General features: G+C 43.8%; 11 protein-coding genes and 1 tRNA gene. 4 read left to right on the forward strand and 8 right to left on the reverse strand.

Features of this window, described 5'->3' with window-relative positions; genetic code table 11:
• Nucleotides 1-246: 246 nt before the first annotated feature.
• Nucleotides 247-320 (reverse strand) — tRNA-Pro (locus tag AC59IL_RS36825).
• A 337-nt stretch (nucleotides 321-657) separates the two neighbouring features.
• Here AC59IL_RS36825 and AC59IL_RS36830 point away from each other — a divergent pair.
• Nucleotides 658-1,584 (forward strand): ADP-ribosylglycohydrolase family protein, encoded by a 927-nt coding sequence (locus tag AC59IL_RS36830; protein ID WP_496557254.1) that lies wholly within the window; start codon nucleotides 658-660, stop codon nucleotides 1,582-1,584.
• 259 nt (nucleotides 1,585-1,843) lie between these two features.
• Here the strand turns inward: AC59IL_RS36830 and AC59IL_RS36835 are convergent, their stop codons facing one another.
• A complete protein-coding gene (locus AC59IL_RS36835) occupies nucleotides 1,844-2,539 on the reverse strand; it encodes a DUF2461 domain-containing protein (protein WP_496557255.1) in 696 nt (231 codons plus the stop codon).
• Between the two features lie 209 nt (nucleotides 2,540-2,748).
• Here AC59IL_RS36835 and AC59IL_RS36840 point away from each other — a divergent pair, with 209 nt between their 5' ends.
• Together AC59IL_RS36840 and AC59IL_RS36845 are read left to right on the forward strand one after the other, a co-directional pair.
• Nucleotides 2,749-3,852 (forward strand): Kelch repeat-containing protein, encoded by a 1,104-nt coding sequence (locus AC59IL_RS36840; protein ID WP_496557256.1) that lies wholly within the window; start codon nucleotides 2,749-2,751, stop codon nucleotides 3,850-3,852.
• 161 nt (nucleotides 3,853-4,013) lie between these two features.
• Nucleotides 4,014-4,805 carry a hypothetical protein gene (locus AC59IL_RS36845; RefSeq protein ID WP_496557257.1) on the forward strand — a complete coding sequence of 264 codons (792 nt, stop codon included), beginning with the start codon at nucleotides 4,014-4,016 and terminating at the stop codon, nucleotides 4,803-4,805.
• Nucleotides 4,806-5,000: 195 nt separating this feature from the next.
• Here AC59IL_RS36845 and AC59IL_RS36850 read toward each other — a convergent pair whose 3' ends face one another.
• The 6 genes from AC59IL_RS36850 to AC59IL_RS36875 all read right to left on the reverse strand — a co-directional run bounded on the left by AC59IL_RS36850 (nucleotide 5,001) and on the right by AC59IL_RS36875 (nucleotide 17,853).
• Nucleotides 5,001-6,509 (reverse strand): glycoside hydrolase, encoded by a 1,509-nt coding sequence (locus tag AC59IL_RS36850; protein ID WP_496557258.1) that lies wholly within the window; start codon nucleotides 6,507-6,509, stop codon nucleotides 5,001-5,003.
• Nucleotides 6,510-6,619: 110 nt separating this feature from the next.
• Entirely contained in the window at nucleotides 6,620-8,308 is a 1,689-nt protein-coding gene (locus AC59IL_RS36855; protein ID WP_496557259.1) for a RagB/SusD family nutrient uptake outer membrane protein, read from the reverse strand.
• Between the two features lie 23 nt (nucleotides 8,309-8,331).
• The gene (locus AC59IL_RS36860) at nucleotides 8,332-11,448 is read right to left on the reverse strand and encodes a SusC/RagA family TonB-linked outer membrane protein (RefSeq protein ID WP_496557260.1); all 3,117 of its coding nucleotides are present in this window, start codon (nucleotides 11,446-11,448) and stop codon (nucleotides 8,332-8,334) included.
• Between the two features lie 264 nt (nucleotides 11,449-11,712).
• Nucleotides 11,713-15,855: a hybrid sensor histidine kinase/response regulator gene (locus AC59IL_RS36865; protein ID WP_496557261.1), complete on the reverse strand. Its 4,143-nt coding sequence runs from the start codon at nucleotides 15,853-15,855 to the stop codon at nucleotides 11,713-11,715.
• Nucleotides 15,856-16,154: 299 nt separating this feature from the next.
• Nucleotides 16,155-16,553 (reverse strand): winged helix-turn-helix transcriptional regulator, encoded by a 399-nt coding sequence (locus tag AC59IL_RS36870; protein WP_496557262.1) that lies wholly within the window; start codon nucleotides 16,551-16,553, stop codon nucleotides 16,155-16,157.
• A gap of 151 nt (nucleotides 16,554-16,704) precedes the next feature.
• Nucleotides 16,705-17,853 carry a ScyD/ScyE family protein gene (locus AC59IL_RS36875; RefSeq protein WP_496557263.1) on the reverse strand — a complete coding sequence of 383 codons (1,149 nt, stop codon included), beginning with the start codon at nucleotides 17,851-17,853 and terminating at the stop codon, nucleotides 16,705-16,707.
• A 284-nt stretch (nucleotides 17,854-18,137) separates the two neighbouring features.
• On the opposite strand from AC59IL_RS36875, the gene AC59IL_RS36880 reads away from it, so the two are divergent.
• On the forward strand, nucleotides 18,138-19,232 hold the full coding sequence (locus AC59IL_RS36880; protein ID WP_496557264.1) for an acyltransferase family protein: 1,095 nt from the start codon (nucleotides 18,138-18,140) through the stop codon (nucleotides 19,230-19,232).
• Nucleotides 19,233-19,319 lie beyond the last annotated feature (87 nt).

Consider the following 19,319-nt stretch of genomic DNA (forward strand, 5'->3'; position numbering starts at 1 on the left):
GTTTTTTGTTTTATGAATAGTTCCTCCCACCAGAATGCGAACGTAACACGCACCAATTCCACTACCCATTTGTGTTTGCCGCTATCCGGTGACCCAGGTGACCTCAAATGTAAGATGCGGTCACAGGTCACCGGAAAGTTCACAAACCATTTGGTTTGTTTTGCATCAAAATGATATCAAAAAATGAAAAAAGGCTTATAAAACATGCGTTTTATAAGCCTTTGGGATGCTTTGTCATCCATTAAGTCGGGCAGACTGGATTCGAACCAGCGACCCCTACGTCCCGAACGTAGTGCGCTACCGGGCTGCGCTACTGCCCGAAATTTTCATCATTCTTTAGGTAGTCCGCTTAGCCCTTGTCCCGCCGTTGGCGGGATCCCGAAAATCTATTGCTCCTTCGTCGCAATGATTTTCTATGAGCTGCGCTACTGCCCGAAATGATCTCAAATTTGAGTTTTCGGGGGGCAAATATAGCTAAAATCAGTATAAACCAACATTTTAACGCCCATTTTTCACCTTCCTGGCTGTAAATCACTGTAATAGGATGGGGCACCAAAATCACCCACAGATCTCAAAATTGGGTTTCAATGTGTATCTTTTGCGGGCAAAAGTTGCCGGTGTTAAAAAAAACTAACGTGTACCTATCTGTGTTAATTTATGACAACTACAAACAAACTTGATCTCGCAAAAACATCCCTTCTCGGCTTATCAATCGGCGATGCGTTTGGAGAAACATTCTTTGGCCCCTTAGATGATATTTCTCTCAGGGTACACAGAAGGGTGTTACTGAGCGGCACCTGGCCTTTTACAGATGATACGGTAATGGGTATTGGCGTTTACAATATTTTACGCAGGTGTAAAAAAATCAATCAGTACCTGCTTGCCAAAGAATTTGCTGATAATTATATGGCAGATATCAACCGGGGGTACGGAGCAACAGCACGGCGTATTCTGACAGATATTGCAGAAGGAACGTATTGGATGGACGCAAGCAGCGGTGTCTTTGATGGAATGGGCTCCGCAGGTAATGGAGCTGCTATGCGTTCAGGGCCTGTCGGCGCTTATTTTTATGAGAATACAGCGGAAGTAATTAAACAGGCAACATTGGCGGCAAGAGTTACGCATTTCAATCCCGAAGGAATTGCCGGCGCCATTGCAGTGGCGTTAGCTGCCTGTATCTGTACCCGGTATAAATTGAACGGGCAATCTTTATCTGCTGATGTGTTCTATGATTTTATTATTGACAATATGCCCGCAAGCAAGGTGAAGTCCAAAATACAAAAAGCCAAAACGCTTCCTGCTGGTTATGATATCAGAACGATCGTTTCCATATTGGGGAATGGTACCATGTTAAGCGCAGATGATACTGTTCCTTTGGCCTTATGGTGTGCAGCCAATAATACCGATTCTTATTCAGAAGCTATCTGGACCGGGTTACAGGCATTAGGTGACCGCGATACAATTGCCGCCATTATAGGAAGCATAGTGGTTTTATCGGCCGGCGCGGAAAGCATCCCGACACACTGGATCAAACAGGCTGAGACATTTAGTGATTCTCCTTTTTTTAATAAGGATATACTTTAAGGAGCTATTATTATGTCAGCCTTCAGCGCATCTCTTTTCACCGTGGCCACATCTTTGCAAGGCGCCACGCGATACGCTGTTTTGCCGGCAACCATTCCGATTATTACAAGCAATAATACTGGTTTAATACGTGAGTAGCCGTATGTAAAATTGAAATGACCGTTTAGCCTCGTGATTTTTTGGCTTGCAACACGCAACACAGCTGTTTTAACACGCTGCAACGCTGAAAAAACAGCAAACATAGCCGCCTGGTCCCAAATCATATTGCTATCCCATTCACATCCGTCGTCAGTACCTCACTCATATAGTCAAAGAAAGGGCGCATGTTTTTGAACGTTTGATTGGCGACCTGTAAAAAACCGGTACTTAAAACTTCTTCATCTGTGAACTTTCGTATCAGCAAAAATTGTTTATACCGTAACAGGTCAAGGGCTTCGTGGCCGGCATCGAAACCCCTCGGCGCCGATTTCAATTGCTCGCCTTTTAATGTTTCGAATGTTGTTACGAACGTGCGGCTCTTTAATATCTTTCTCAATGGTTTGGCGTCGAAGGCTATTTCATCTCTGATGCGTTTCAGGTCCTGCGTAGTGGGTCCCCAAAAGCCGCCTGCAATAAAGCTGTTGCCGGGTTCCAGATGAAAATAATAGCCACCCCGGCGGTATTTGGTAGCCCGTTTAAAATTGCCGCTGAAGTTTGTTTTGTAAGGCGTTTTGTCGCCCGAAAAGCGGATGTCGCGGTATATGCGGTGCACGCTTTTCTTTCCCGATGGGGTTTCTATTACATCATGTTTGTTGAGCTGCTGCAGCAATGCTTCGGCAAACGTTTCAATACTACTTTGTTCTTTTTGATAATCGGCTTTATGGGCATTGAACCAGTCGCGGTTGTTGTTCTTCTTTAATTTCTTTAAAAAGATAAAACCCGATTCAGATATCTGTGGTGTATGATTCTTTGCCATATGGCAAAATAATAGTTTTTAAATTAATGTATGACCTGCAAATATACTCCTGTTTAAAAACTTCCCCGTACCACCGTTTATTATTCATTTCCACCCGCTTGCTCATGAACCACTACAATAGATAATTGCTGTTCAGAGCAATAATGTCATCGTATATTTTTACACGCGAATCAGGTTTCCGCATCCTATTATTAACGAAAAAAATATTCATGACCGCATCCCGATCAATTCCCCAACAGGTTGCTATAGCCTTTTTTTGCCTGTTTATATTAATGGCGATTTCATGCAAAAAAAGCCATGATGATGGTAACAACTATGCAAATGCTGATTTTACCGGCGTTACCTGGTTATCGGAACCAAGAAATCTTGCTGTTGCTGCCGCAACGGATAATAAAATAGTATTTGCAGGAGGTTATAATACCACTGCAAAACAGGTATCTGCAACCGTTGATATTTTTGATGTTACAACCAATACCTGGAGCTCAGGACGGTTAAGCATGGCAAGAGCTATTTTAGCCGGTGCTGCTAACGGTCATAAAATATTGTTTGCCGGCGGACAAACCAGCAGCACGCTTTCTGATGTGGTTGATATTTATAATGTGCCTACCAATACCTGGACTACCGCTCATTTAAGTGGAGCAAGATACTATCTGGCCGGTGCAGGCGCCGGTAACAAAGTGGTATTTGGTGGCGGCATGAACAAAAACGGTAACGTTACCGATACTGTTGATATATACGATGTAACTACTAACCAATGGTCGATCGCAAAGCTGTCTGAAGCAAGAGGCGCGCTCGCTGCCGCTGCCGCCGGTAATAAAATGGTGTTTGCCGGCGGGTCAGGAGCGAAAGGTTGTTCGGATGTAGTGGATATTTATGATGTGGTTGCCAACACATGGAGCACGGCTAAATTAAGTGTGCCGCGATATTTTCCCGCTGCTGCTGCCGCAGGTAATAAAATACTGTTCGCCGGCGGCTACCTGTGCTCGGGCGAGATGTCGGATGTCGTTGATATCTATGATGTACAAACGAATGAGTGGACTACAGCCCATCTTAGTGAGAAAAAATTTTATGTAACTGCGGCAGGCACCGATAATAAAGCATTGTTCACCGGCGGCGTTAGCGCTCTTAATTCGGGGTCTGATAAAGTTGATATCTATGATGCTGCAACCAATACATGGAGCACCGGTAAAATAAGTGAACAAAGGGCTTATGGAAGCGGAGCCGCAACGGGGCACAAGATACTCTTCGGCGCCAGCAGCAATGCCAGTGGAATCGCTTCGCAATCGGTAGACGTATTTACCTTAAGCAACTGATCATATTACTAATCATTGTTATTGCACCCCGCCAATCGACGGGGTGCATGTTATTTTTGTGGGAATTTGGCATTTTTAACACGGATTATTTTATTTCGGCAGGGGAGAAGTGTAACTTTATAAGGGCATTCCACATTTTTTATCAGCCAAAAACTACTGTTATGAAAATAATATCTACACTCTTCATCAGTTGTTTGTTGTATCTCTCCGCCAGCAGCCAGTCGTTTAAATTCATCGGTGACTATAGTTTGGGTATGCCGCAGCAACAAATGGGGCAAAACATTCAGGCTATTCACAGTTTGCATGCAGGCGGATTGTACCAGTTACCGCGCCAGTTGAAAAATTTGTCTGTAGGACTTGAAGTGGGCGTTGGTATTTATGCTCATGAAAAGATTGACCAGACTTTTAACTTCGATGCCAATACTTCTACCGTAGTACCTGTTAATTACAACAGTAATGTGTTTAACGCCAACCTGCAAACAAGGTATCAGTTATTAGATGAAAACAGATATATGATTGTGCCATATATCAATGCCAAAGCAGGCGTGTATAATTTTTTCAGTAATATAAATATCGAAGATCCGGATGATCCCAATGGCTGTCACCCGCTCGAAAAGAAAAATCTGATCAACGATAAAGCATTGTACTGGGGCGCCGGCGCCGGTTTTCAGATCAACCCGTCGATATTTTCAAAGCACAGAAAAGACGGACCCGTAATGATCGATATCAGTATCAACACCATCCGCGGTGGTAAGCTGGATTATATCAATACCAAAGACCTGAAAGATGAGCAGGATGTTTCTCAAACGGGCGGCAAACCGCTGTTGGTGAAATTTATTAATGTAAGCACGCAATCTATTCATGAGCATACTGTTGCTCAGGTATATACTTCTGCTCTGCGAATCATTGAAGTTCGGGGCGGGATAGTGGTAAGGCTGGGGAATTTTAAGTAATAAGTTGTAAGTAGCAGAAAGCAGGATTAATTGTGCGGATGGGGAAGTGAGTATTTTCGATTGCTGATTTCGGGATTTAGAGATTTTGAGATTTAGAAAACGAGCCTGCTATAAATGAAATCCCAAAATCCCTAAATCCCAAAATCAGAAATTCTTTTCCTGAGGTACTTCCTACATCCTACTTCTTACTTCGTGCTATTTTTCAATGAGGACCGTCACAACACTTTTAGCAGGTATCACGAGGTTAGCGCCTGCTATCACCTCCCGGGCAAGATTCCTCGATTCATCAGTAGTATAAGTAATGAAGTTTTTATAACCGGCTACCGTAATTGTTTTTGGCATAGTTGCCGGGTTTACCAGCACCATCGTGAGATTGCCGCTTTGTGCCTCTTTCCAGGCCGATGCCAGCAGGTTGCTGTCGGGCGATGATAGGTGAACCCTTTTCATGCCAGGGCGAATAAAACGGCTGTAATTGCCAAAGGCCCATAACATTTTACTGTCGTAGCAATTGCCATCGGTTTTGTTTTTGTCGATATATATCAAACCGTCTTTATAATCATAGGGCGATACCGCCAGCCACCATTGCCAGGCAGTTGCATTGGCCATCACCAGGTCGAGATAAATTACTTTGGCTACATATAGCGCCGCATTCATACCCAGGTCTCTTTTGCGGCCATCAATTTCACCGGCATTGTCGCCTAATATGCAATATTCCGATTGCCACAACTGTAAGCCGGGTACATGCGAAATACTTTCTTTGGTTTGTGTTCTTATAGCGGTTGCTTCATTGAATGGAGAAGTTGAGAAGTAACTGTGTGTTGCAATGGATTTGCTTACAGCCGGCAGATCACCGATAAACAGGGGAGAAGCGGCATTGAAAAAAGCATCGATCTGGTTGCCTTTGCCGGGTTTGTCGTCGTCTTTCTGCAAATATTTTATATGTCCGGCTTCGGGTAAAATAATTTTTGTGCTTATTCCGCTATCGGTAAACGTGCGGCTAAAACTTTTTACCAGGTTGCTGATTTCGGTATTGCTATATGGACAACCTTCCTGTCCGCCATCGCTCCAGTCCCATTGCGGCTCGTTAACCGGACTGATATAATTAAACGTTATACCGGTGGTTTTTTGTATTTGTTTGATGGCATCTATGGCATGGCAGGCAAAACGCATATAATTGCTGCTGTCGATATTGCAGGCGCCTTTGGTGGCAAAGGCTTTGCCGTTTTTGGTGAGCCATTGGGGAGGACTGTTATAGAAACCCAGAAATTGCTGTACGCCTCTTTTTTGGGCAGCCATCAGAAACCAGTTCTGCGCTGCAATGCTTTCATTTGGTGAGCCGGTGCTGTTGGCAAAAGAGGCCGCGCGCCGCCATTCATCTTTTATACCGCTGCCTGCGCCTTGCTGCGCACTGCCGGCGCCGATATTATATCGCCACAGGGATAACCCGATGCCTTTGGGATTGCCATTGGCCAGCGTATCCATACTAAACAGCCAGTCGGCTATGGTATTCTTTTTTTCATTTGGCCAGTTGCCGGCGAACTGGCACGACCATGCATCGGAGGCGGCAAAATTATCAATGGTTTGAAAAATGCTGGTTTCATCAATGACCAGCTCCGTAATTTTTTTTTCCTGGGCGTATGTATAACCGAAGAAAATAAAAGCACTGATAAAAGCAATGCTTTTATTAAAGAATGTATTTTTCATTGTAGCAGTATGTAATCAGATGGTTAAATGGTTTGATGGTTTGATGGTTGACGTTGCCTGCACTTTCAGGAACCCCAACAATCAAACCATCAAACAATCAAACCATAAAATTAATATCCCGTATTCTGTGTGATCTTACTATTCGAAGCCTGTATCTCAGCTCTGGGAATCGGGAGCCAGTACATTTTTGAACTGAAGGCACGGCCTGTTAATGCCTCTTTGGTGGCATAGGTAAGCGTGCTTCCGCTTTTTGTAATGGTAATACCCTGGGCTGGTTTGTTTTCGGTTACGTCGGCAATCTTCCATCTGCGCACATCATAAAAACGATGCTCTTCAAAGGCCAGCTCAACCCGGCGTTCGTACCGGATGGCATCGCGCATAGCGCTTTGCGACATACCGGCTGCCAGAGCAGGCATACCAACACGGGCGCGGATAAGATTGATCGCAGTGCGTGCCGATAATGTAGAACCTGCAGGCACTACATCGGCGCCACTGGCTTCATTAGACGCCTCGGCAAAGTTCAACAGTATTTCAGCATAACGGAAATAGTACCACGGCTGAAAACCTGCATTGCCCCATGGGTTTTGCAAGGGGTACGCATCGTTCATGAACTTCTTTAAATAATAACCTGTTTTGGAAGTGTTCCAGTTATCAGGACCGTCTTTGCTGTCTTTACCACCGGGTGTAAATGTTTCAATTGTGCTGCCTCTGTAGGTGCAACCGTTGTATAGAATGGTTGCATAAAAGCGCGGATCGCGGCTGGTATATGGGTCCTGTGCATTATAGCCCGATGTGCCGTCGGTGATGGCTTTACCATTGCTCATCTCATAATCATCAACCAGGTTTTGCAAAGGCAGGTTACCACCCCATCCGCCATAGCTATTAGGTCCATTGGCAATTTCAAGATGCGTATGGTTGGCGTTCTTGGTATACAGGCGTACAAATATGGCTTCGCTGTTGCTGGCATCTAAAAACAGATTGCCATAACCGCCTGAATACAAACCATATTTATTTAAGCTGATCACGGCCTGTGCTGCAGTAACTGCATTGGCCCAGGTGCCTGCTCCGTATAAAGGACTTGCTGCGTATAGGGCAAGGCGTGATTTAAGCGCCAGCGCCGCTCCTTTGGTAGCACGACCTGTTAACCAGGTGCCATCATAGTCTGTTGGCAGGTCGGCGGCCGCAGAATCGAGCTGTGTAAATACATAATCCAGACTTTCCTTGATAGTACTTCTTTTAAACAAATTGTCGTCCTGCAAATTGTCGGACAAGTTGTATACTTTATCGCCCATCAAAATAGCACCGCCATAGTTCCTGATAATATCATGATAACGGAAGGCACGAATGAATTGCAACTCGGCCCTGAGCCTTGTTTTATGCAGCGGGCTCATAGATACTTTGGGAAGTGCATTCAATGCATAATTACATTCACGAATACTGCGGTAGCTTCTTGGCCAGATAGTGCCTGCAATACCGGTATTTTCGGGAGCCAGCAGTCCGCGCTGAATCAGCCACGTATTATCGTCGTTATTATAAATCGATTCATCGGTAATGGAGCTCCACATGCCATATTCGAATCCACGGCCGAAACCGGGGTTTGTTCCATCGCCTTCTTTATCCTGTAATCTGATACCGATATATCTGTTCGTTACAAAGTCTTCAAAAAGCGATGAATCTGCCAGCAACGCCTGCTCAGATAATCTGTCGGTAGCCTGTACATCCAGAAAGTCTTTTTTGCAGGATACGGCAGCCATTACGCCTGTTATAATAAGTATATTACTGAATATTCTATTTTTCATATTTGCAATAGTTTAAGTATTGTTTAAAACCCAACATTCACACCTACGTTCACGATCCGTTGTTGCGGATAGAATTGTCCGCTGCCGCTGTTGCCTTCCGGATCGTAATCTTTTACTTTGGTTATGGTGAACACATTAAATGCATTCAGGTATACTCTCAGCGATTGCATTCTTGATTTTGCCAGCATGTTGCCGGTAAGATTATAACCTAATTCAACATTCTTTAAACGGAGGAACGAGGCGTTGTTAAGCCAGAACGTGTTGTTGTACTGGCCGCCGTTTACCGAAGCGGATGTTCTGGTATCAACTCTTGGGAAGCTGCCGCCGGTATTTGTAGGACTCCAGCGGTTATCGGCCCAGCTGCTGTAAAAATTACCAACAGTACCTGCTTCGGGTAACACATATTGGCTTACATGGCTTTGACCCGAGAATACGATGGCCAGATCAAACCCTTTATAACTGCCATTCAATAAAATACCGTACATGATTTCAGGTACGTTGCCATATTTTGTTCTTATCTGATCGTCGGCGGTAATTTTACCATCGCCATTTACATCTTCGTAAATCAGGTCGCCGGGCTGTGCAACGCTTAAGTGCGGGTATTTGGCAATATCATCGGCCGAACGGAAGATACCGATCGTTTTATACAGCAGGTAGGTGTTCATCGGGCGACCGGTTTGCTTTTGATAATCCAGTACACCGGATGCTTCATCAATGAATACTATTTTACTTTTTGCAAAGGTGATGTTGCCCGATACGCCAAAAGTGAGATCGCCAATGCGGTCGTTGTAACCGAGGGTGGCTTCAATACCATTGCTGTTTATTTTACCGATATTTTCAGCAGGCACCAGCGCATCGCTGCCATATGGGTTTACGATACCCGAAACAAAGGGAATAGATGCGTTTCTGTAAGCAAGGATGTTAGAGCGCTTTTGCTGGAAATAAATAAACTCCAGCGAAAATTTGTTCAGGAAAGTTGCTTCCAGGCCAACGTCTAATTTGCGGGCTTCTTCCCAATGTACCTGCGAGTTGGCGAGTTTGGTAAGATCTATTCCCGGAACAATGCTGCCATTCAACACCAACTGGTTGTTAAAGGTATAATTGTTGAGGTATTGGAACGGCAATATGTTGTCGTTACCCAGTAATCCATAAGAGGCCCTTAATTTCAGGTTGTTGATCTGGCGAACATCAAAAAATGACTCTTTTGAAATTCTCCATCCCACCGATGCAGAAGGAAAGTATCCATATTGTTTCCCTTTGGGGAAGGTTGAGGAACCGTCTACACGCATCTGCACATCTGCCAGGTATTTTTCATCATAGTTATAGCTGATCTTACTGATATAGCTTTTTCTTGTAAAATTTAAGCTGTAACCACTGTTGTCTTTATCTGTAGCAGCCGTACCGCCCTGGCCTAATTCAGGAGTAAGAGTGGTAGGAAAATTTTGCCTGTAGGCGCCAAAGGTATCTGCTTTTATCTGGCTTTGTTCATAACCAACAAAGGCAAAGATGTTATGTTTGCCAAAACTTGTCTGGTAGTTTATTTTGATGTTCGATACAGTCTGCGTTCTGTTTATTTGTCCTTCACTTAATGTACCAAGGTTATTTGAACCGCCTACAACGCTTGAGTTATAGGTATTGGTATTTTTGTCGTACGTATACAACAGGTAGGGCTTTGAAAAGGATTTATTAAAGTTCCAGGATTTGTCTATAGCCAAAAATCCATCTACCGATAAACCTTTTACAGCCGCAATATTGTAAGCGCCTTTTAATATACCATTAAATACCTGCTTCGGATTTTTGGCAAGTCCGCCGATATCGGTTGACATTACCGCAGGATTCGCTCCTTCTATTCCGCGTGATGGCAATCCATTGGGATAAAATGCCGGAATAGTAGAATACGCTCTGTAAATCGACCGGAAGATATTACCTGCACTTGATGTAGGATATTGTCTGTCTTCCTGACGGCCGCTCAGGTATAAGCTCACTTTAAAATCTTTGGTAACGTTCGCATCGATATTCGAGCGGAAGCTGTATTGTTTATAATTTGTTGCACCGTTTTTGTAAAGACCATTCTGGTACAACATGCCGGTTGAAACAAAATAGCGAACATTGTCTGAACCACCCGCTACCGAAATATTTTCTTGATTTTGCACCGCTGTTTTTTTAAGCGTTGTTTTTGCCCAGTCGGTATTGGGATAATTCAGCGGGTCGGAACCGTCGGCAAATTTTTGAATTTCTGCAGCAGAGTATTGCTGGTTCATTCCGCCTGCCGGGTTATTGTAATAAGCTATTTCATTGGAAATGGCAGCGTACGTAGGCGCATTGGCCATTTTAGGTAAGCGGGTAGGGGAATTAAATCCCTGGTTAAAGCTGGCATTAATGCTGGGCTTTCCGCTTTTTCCGCGTTTGGTGGTAATTAATATAACACCATTGGCAGCCCTGTTTCCGTAAATGGCGGCACTCGCATCTTTCAGCACCGAAATGCTTTCGATATCATTTGGGTTAAGTCGCTCAAGACCGCCGATCTGACCCGGTACTCCATCAACTACAATCAACACTTCGTTGCTACCGGTGGTTCCCAAACCGCGAATCATAATGGATGAACCATCATAACCCGGTTCACCGGTGCGGTTGTTCACAATCACACCTGTAACCCTTCCGGCGAATGAGTTGGAAACGTTTACCTGGGGACTTTTTACCAGGTCGGCTCCTTTTACTACCGAAACCGAACCGGTAAGGGTAACTTTTTTCTGGGAGTTATAACCCACTACCACCACTTCGCTCAGGTTTAAATCCAAAGCATTGAGCTGTACGTTTATGGTTGTTTTTCCATCTACTGCAACTTCCTTTTGAGCAAAGTTCACTGATGAAAAAACAAGTGTGCCGTTGGCCGGCGCATTAATAGTGTACTTTCCCTGGGCATCGGTAGCGGTAGCATTTACCGTTCCTTTTACCTGAACTGTAACACCGGCTAATGCAGAATCGGCTGTTGAGGTTACTTTTCCGCTAACCGTGGTTTGTGCAAGGGAAGAAAATGAGAAAAATAAAAATGAAAGGGAGAAACTGAAAAACAAAGGCAGCCATCTCTGCCGTTGGGTTAACAATACGGCAGATTGTTTTGCATCTGACAAGCATTTCATTTGCAGTTGAGTTTAAATAAATTAATAATAAAGGCTCATGGGCGCGTTGGCATAGGTTGCCAACCGGGAATTACCTAATGTCGAAAGTAGAAGCGGTTTGAGGTTTTGGCCGGTAACGAATTAATCAAATAAGGGGTACAGATTCGGAATTTGTACCCTAAAAACGGTCAAAAAAGAGGTATAAACTGATAAAAAACGTTTTCGTAAATCTGAATAAAGGTTGCCGGTTACCGGTTTCCCGTTTCCGGCAACTGGTAACTGGTATCATGATTTCCGCACTTTATCTTCCAGTGTTTGGTTATTGTGAAATGGCTTGCGGTATTTTTTGATGTAGTCCGACGGATTTAAACCGAATAGTTTAAAGAACTGAACGCGGAAATATTTTGTATTGCTGAAGCCTACCATGTTGGCTGTTTCGTTTACATTGTATTCGGTGCTGATCAAAATTTCGGCGGCTTTTTTTAACCGGATGAAGCGAATAAAACTGTTTACCGATTGTCCCGAAACGGCTTTTATCTTTTTGTACAGGTTCGAATGGCTCATGCCGATCTCCGAAGCAAGCACTTTAATAGAAAAGTTATCATCGAACAGATGGTCTTCGATTATTTTCATGCACTGCTGCAAAAAATCGCGGTATTCGGCAGATACCTTGAACTTGCCGGTGCCCAGTGTTATTTCGTTATAGAAATAATTCTGCAGCACATTGCGCCGGTTTAAAATGCTATTTACCCGGGCAACCAGAATGTCTTTATCGAATGGTTTTTTGATGAAATCGTCGGCGCCGCTGTTCATGGCGGTCAGCTGCATTTCATCCGACGAGCTGCCGGTAAGCAAAATGATAGGTATATGGCTTACGGCGGTATCTTCCTTTAATTGTTTGCAAAGGTCGATGCCGTTAACGCCCTTCATCACCACATCGCTGATAATAAGGTCGGGCAATTGCTCGCGTGCTATTTGTACGCCATCTTTTCCGTTATCGGCCTGGTAAATTTTGTATTGGGTATTGAAAATACTTACGAGGTAGTTCCTTATTTCATTATCGTCATCTATAATAAGTAATGTTTGTTTGCCGGTGATCAGGTCCTGCGGAATGGCGGGTTCTTCATCCAGCGGTTCTTCTTCCATGATTTCTTCTTCTTCGTTCATTTCATTAATAATGGCCGAAACATGGGTTGGTTGCTGGTGCTTTGTCGTTGCCGGTTGATCAGTTTCCTCCTGGTTTTTATACACCTGTTGACCATTTATCAATTCTTCTTCGTTTAGTTCAGGTTCGTTGGCCGGAGCAGGAATATCTTTTTCAGAAATAATGGGTTTGTTTAACAAAATGATGAATGTAGTACCTTTTTCTGCTTCGCTGGAAAAGGTTACCTGTCCGTGGTGCGCTTCAATAAATTTTTTAACCAGATAAAGACCAATGCCAAAACCGGTTTTACTTTCTCCGTCTTTTGCCTGGTAAAAACGTTCAAACACATTGGCTGCTTCCGCCGCCGGAATACCGGGGCCTGTATCGCTGATGCTGATTTTTATTTGCGAATCAAGTTCCTCGGTTTTGAATATGATTTCACCGCCATCGGGTGTATATTTAAAGGCATTGGAAAGAATATTGAACAGAACGATCTCTATTTTTTCGCGGTCAACATCCAGCATCGTTTTACCCGGATCGCTTTTAAATTCATATTTTATTTTTCCTGATTTTGCCCGTTCTGTGAAGCAGGAGAATACATCATTGCATATATTATAAATGTTAACATGAACGATGTTGAGCTTGTCGGTTTCGGCATCGGCTCTTTTAAACAATAATAACTGATCAACCAGCCGCAGCAATCGCCGTGCATTGCGGTAAATCACTTTCAGTTCAGCCGATTCGGTACGATTTTCGGTTTTGTGCAACAGATCTTTGATGGGATTGATAATAAGCGACAACGGTGTTCGAAATTCGTGCGACATATTGGTGAAAAAGGCGATCTTTTTTTCGTTCAGCTCTTTTTCTTTTTGCGTTTCGAGTTGTGCCAGTTGTATCTGGTATTGCAGCTTCGCCTGTTTCATTTTGTACAGGCTGTACAGGTAAATGGCCGATATACAGCATAAACCGTATAAACAATAAGCCCACCAGGTGCGGTACCAGGGTGGTAAAACGGTTATTTGAAGCAATGTTTGGGCATTGCCCCATACTCCCTCGGTGTTGCTGGCCTTTACTTTAAAAACATAATCGCCTTCCTGCAACCGCGAATAATTAGCGGTGCGGGTATGATTTACGTAATTCCAGTCTTTATCCCAACCTTCGAGATAATAAGCGTAATTGATATCTGCCGCATCGGTATAATCGAGTCCCAGAAAGTCGAGCGCCAGAATGGCTTTGTTGTAGGGAACAACTATTTTCTTTACCTGTTCAATATTTCTTTCTTTCACGTATCCCTGGTATTCGTCGGGAGTGGTGTTATATATTTTGCAGTCGGTCAAAAAAAGCGGCGGCGTTTGCTTTTTTCCATTGATGCTATCGGGGTAAAAAGCATTGAATCCTTTGATGCCGCCAAAAAAGAATTCACCGCTGCTGAGCGCAAGCGCTCCGTTAAAGCTGAACTGGTTGCTTTGCAAACCATCTGACTGCGAAAAGTTGCGGAAGGTTTTTTTCTGCACGTCGAATTTCGATATGCCGTTGTAAGTGCTGAACCACAGGTTGCCCTGTTTGTCTTCAAGCATGCGCAAAATGGTATTGTTCGGCAAACCGTCGGCGGTGGTATATCTTTTAAAAGTGCCATTGGCTTTATTGAAAAGCAATAGTCCGCCTTCCTGGGTGCCTACCCACAAATTTTTTTGTTTATCGGGATGAATGCAGCGGATGGTAAAGCCGATATTATAAAAGCGGTGTTTTTTATTGGTGGTATCGATTTTAATCAAGGACGAATAATCGCCGCCCCAGATGTCGCCATCGGTGTCTTCGGCCAGGCTTTGCAAATCGGTCAGCGAGCTATCGAAACAATCGAAGCGGTTTGCTGAAGGGTTAAACCGGTACAATCCGCCATTACGCACGGCACTGGCCCAGATTCGTTGCCGGCTGTCTTCGATCAACAGCCAGATATTACTGTTGATTGATTTTGTTTTAGTGTTATAACAGGTGTACTGTTTAAACGATTGGGTGACCCGGTCGAACCGGTTGATGCCGCCAAACCAGGTCGATACCCAGATGTTTTTATGCGTATCCTGAATGATACTTGTTATAAAATTGTTGCTGATGGAGTTGTTTTTGCCATCATGCACAAAATTGCGGTAGCTGTTATCGGCGCGGTTCCAGTACCGCAAACCGGCGCCGTCGGTACCGATCCATACTTTACCGGGCGCATCTTCGCAAAATGATAAAATAAAATTGTTGATGGAATTATCATTTCCGGCAGACTGGTAAACTACTTTTTTGAAAAGACTGCTTTCGGGTTCAATAATATTAATACCGCCACGCAGTGTGGCGATCCATTTCCGTTCGCCCTTATCTTCATAAATAGCATACACTGCGTTACTGTGTATCAGGGGCTTTTCATTTGTGGCGCCTGTGGTAAATGGTTCGGCATTATTTTTACCGGGTGGTATCAGCCAAATGCCTCCGCCATCCGAAGCGATCCATAAAGCGCCGTTTTTATCTTCACAAAAATTTACCACAGGAGCTTTATCGGGAAAAACACTTTGGGTGAAATTATTGGTTGCTTCGTTGAAATAATAAACGCCCATGTTGTTGCCGAGCCATAACTTTCCGGTACGACTTACTTTTAAACAATTGGCATTTAACAGGGCGTTGGTTTTTAAGTGTAAATTGTTTTTTTGCACATCATAGATATACAACCCGTAATCGGGAATGAAGATGTACGCAATGTTCTTTGTTTTATCGTACTCGATGGCAGATACATAATAATCAACCAGCTTTTTCCCGTTCACTTCCAATGGCACCTGTTTACCATTGGTGGTGTTATTAAAACAAAATAAGCCGTTGTGCTGGGTGCCGGCCAGTATTTTATTGCCGTTAATTACCTGAATGGCAAACACATTGTCTTTAAGCGATGTGCGGGTGGTACCATCATAAAACGTATAGGAAGGCGTTAAAAAGCGGCCGTTGACAGGATTGTAAACATTTACTTCTTTTTGTCCGCAAACCCACAGGCGGTGGCCGGCATCTTCATCTATTGCATTAATGTTGTTGGAGCTTATTGAGTTGCTGTCGCCGATAATATTGCGAAACACTTTGAAGCCATATCCGTCGTAACGGTTCAGTCCGTCGTAAGTGCCGAACCACATAAACCCGTTGTGATCCTGAAAAATGGTGTTTACGGCGTTGTTCGACAGTCCGTTTTCGATTCCCAGATATTTAACCTGTATATCCTGGCCCTGAAGGTATGATATAGCTACAAGAAGTAAAAACAAAAAAACGGTTCTCCTCAGTGGTATGGTGCAAAGCAATCGCATTCGTTTTTTAAGTCTCTGTGACACAATCGGCGTAAAAATAACACTTATTTATTTACTATAATGGGAATTAAAAAGGTTGCCGGTTAACAGTTACCGGTTACCAGTTACCAGTCGCCGGGAACCAGTTACCGGTTTCAGGTTACAAGTTACAGGTTACAGGGACAGCTGTATTTGACCTTGTAATCTGCAACCTGAAAGCTGCAACAATTTCGTGGTCTTTATCCGGAAAACAGGAAACCGGGGAACCGGTAACTGTCTTACCGTTTACCAAACTCTTCCAGTTTTTTGCTCGCTTTGCCGGTTTTCTTATACATTTCACCGAGCGCCCATTTTGCCATGGCATACAAAACAGGTTTCAGGCCCATGCCTGATTCGGTGAGGGTGTAGGTAACATGGGGAGGCACAACCGGCATAGCCTTTCTGATAAGGAGGCTGTCGGCCTCCAGCTGTTTCAGGTGCTGTATGAGCATTTTTTCGGTAATGGCGGGTATAGCGTGTTTTAATTCGCTGTACCGTTTGGTGCCCGATAACAGCTGGTATAGTATAATAGGTTTCCAGTAACCACCGATCTTTTCCATTACGTGGGTAATGGGGCATTCTGCAATAAGCGTTTTCTTATTAGCCTGAATGGTTGAGCTTTCTTTAATCTTTGCCATGGATACATACTTTGGAGTAAGTACTTGTAAAAAAGTATGTACAAAGATACTTTTGTTGTTGTTAACTTTTGCATGAACCGGAGAAAATTTTAATGTAAATAATTGAGCCGCTCACCAACCGGCGAACGGCTCAACTTTGATTATAAATAAATTAGTTTGTTATTGTAATTTTTAGCACCTGTCCGCCACCGATAGCAACAGGGCCAAATCCCCAGTTGGAAACATACAGGTTGCCATCGGGCCCCATGGTCATGCCGGTTGGCAGCGACAGGCCGGAAGCAATAACGGTTTGTTTGCCATTTGGGTCTATTCGTACAACCTGGCCTAAACCAGGAGTAGGGAAGGGGGCGCCCACCGTATTTTCAAGGACATACATTCTGTCCCGATCATCGATTACAAGACCAAGCACGGTGTTAAGTCCTGTAGCTACTGTTTTTATTTGTCCGCCGGGTGTTATTTTATAAATATTTGATGCGCCGCCCGGAATGGGAAATACATTGAGGTTACCCATATAAAAATTGCCGTGATATGCTAATACAGTAGGAACAATATGTCCCTGGCTGGCCGATATGTCGATCACCCTCGTGATTTCACCGCTGGTAGTTACTTTAACCAGTTCGCCATGATTGGGTTCAATTGCATACAAATCGCCCCGAACATTGATCATGCTATACCAGGTTCCGTCGGGTTCAAAATCATCTTCTTCGGGTTGTGCAACGGGATGCGATTGCTGAAAGGCGCTGAGGTTGGCGATCAACGTCCAGCTGCCATCGGCATTGATCCTTACAATGCCGTTGGGCACAGAAGGCACGCCATGTGAGCAGCCGGCCCCCGCCAGTAATGCATACAAAGTATTGCCAATAAATTCAATATCGGCTACACCGGATATAAATGATCCAATTGCAGCAGTGGTCATGCTCGATGGCAACTGATCCGTTACAGTTGTACGTACGCCCTGTGCATCTATTTTTGAAATACGTCCGCTCACCGGGCTGCCTACATATGGCCCTACCGGTCCTATAACCTGTTCGCATTGTCCTACCGATGAATCAGTTCCTCCCAAACCACCTTCAGCAACATACAGGTTTCCGTCGGGTCCCCATTTAAGTTCGCGCGGATTGTTTAACCCGGTGGCAAATACCGATACGGTTGCCTGTGTAATACTGCCTGCTTTTGCATTGAGCATTTGCACTCTGATGTTTGTGCCTGCCTGATCGGTTGGTTTTACTTCTTTAACACATGAATACATTACAATGGCAACTAATAAAAAAGCTGTTACCCGTTTAATAGAACTTTTCATAAATACCTCCTATTATTGGTTTAAGAATGATGCATTACCAACAGCAAAAGGATTAATAACCGCTTCCAGGGAATACTGCAATTAAATGGGATGCGAATAACTATAATGAAGGATGTAAGAGGATTAATACTATCCGGAGTATTTTTGAAGGATATGGTACAAGCTAATTAATTTTACCGGCACTGCCAACAAATAGCAGCGGGTAAGAGTAAAGTTTTATTAAATGTCAAATGAAAGCGCCAGCGCCCGATTTTTGAAAAGGAAAACATTGGATATTTGTTTTAATGAAAACGAAACTGTTCGGCCTTGATCATGTACGTGCCTTAGCCATTATCCTGGTTTTTATATATCATTACGGACGGCTTTTTGAATCGCCCCAATGGGTAACCAGCATTGGTAAATTCGGGTGGACTGGTGTTGACCTGTTCTTTGTTTTAAGCGGTTTTTTGATTGCGTCGCAACTGTTTTCACAATCAGCTACACAGAACGGAATATCGTTAAGAGAATTTTTCATAAAGCGTTTCTTCAGAATTATCCCGGCTTACTGGTTAGTGGTGGCCGTTTATTTTTTGTTCCCGGCGTTGCGCGAACGGGAAGCGCCCGCTCCGCTGTGGAAGTACCTTACGTTCACACAAAATATCGGGCTCGATCTTCGTCATCAGGGCACCTTTTCGCATGCCTGGTCGCTGTGTATCGAAGAGCAGTTTTATCTTTTATTGCCGGTATTACTCATCATACTCATTCACTACAGGGCGTTGAACAAGGGATGGATAATAATAGCATCCCTTTTTGCATTGGGTTTTGCGGCCCGCGTGTATTGCTGGTATACAATCGTTGTTCCCATGTCAACAACGGATACCGGTTGGGTTTACTGGTATAAGTATATCTATTATCCAACATATGCAAGGCTCGACGGGTTACTTGCAGGCATTTCGATAGCCGCCGTATTTGCTTTTAAACCGGTATTAAAGGAATGGTTAGCGCGTTATGGGAACCTGTGGATATGTACCGGGCTGCTTATACTGGTGGGTGCATACTTTGTATGTTCCGATGAGCAGTCGATGATGGCCTCCATTGCCGGTTTTTCATTAACAGATATAGGATATGGCTTTTTGGTTTTGGGCGCTGTGAGTCATACAAGCTTTTTGTATAAAGCGTCGTCGCGTATAACCACCCGCATCGCTGTATTATCCTATGCCATTTATTTAACGCATAAGATTGTAATTCATGTAACGCAACAGTATGTTTCAAAACTGAATATTGCAAAAGACAGTAATCTGATGTTTGTGATTTGTATAGTCAGTTCTGTACTGGCAGGCTATATGTTACATGTAATTATTGAAAAGCCTGTTTTAATGTTAAGGAAGAAATTGTTGTAGCTTGTTTTTAAGTTTTCTGCCAGGGCGCAAAGTCGCAACTTTGTTTGTTTGTGCCCGCCCGGATGACCCGGTCGGACGGGGTTTGAG

The organism is Niastella sp. sgz303648 (assembly GCF_059587045.1).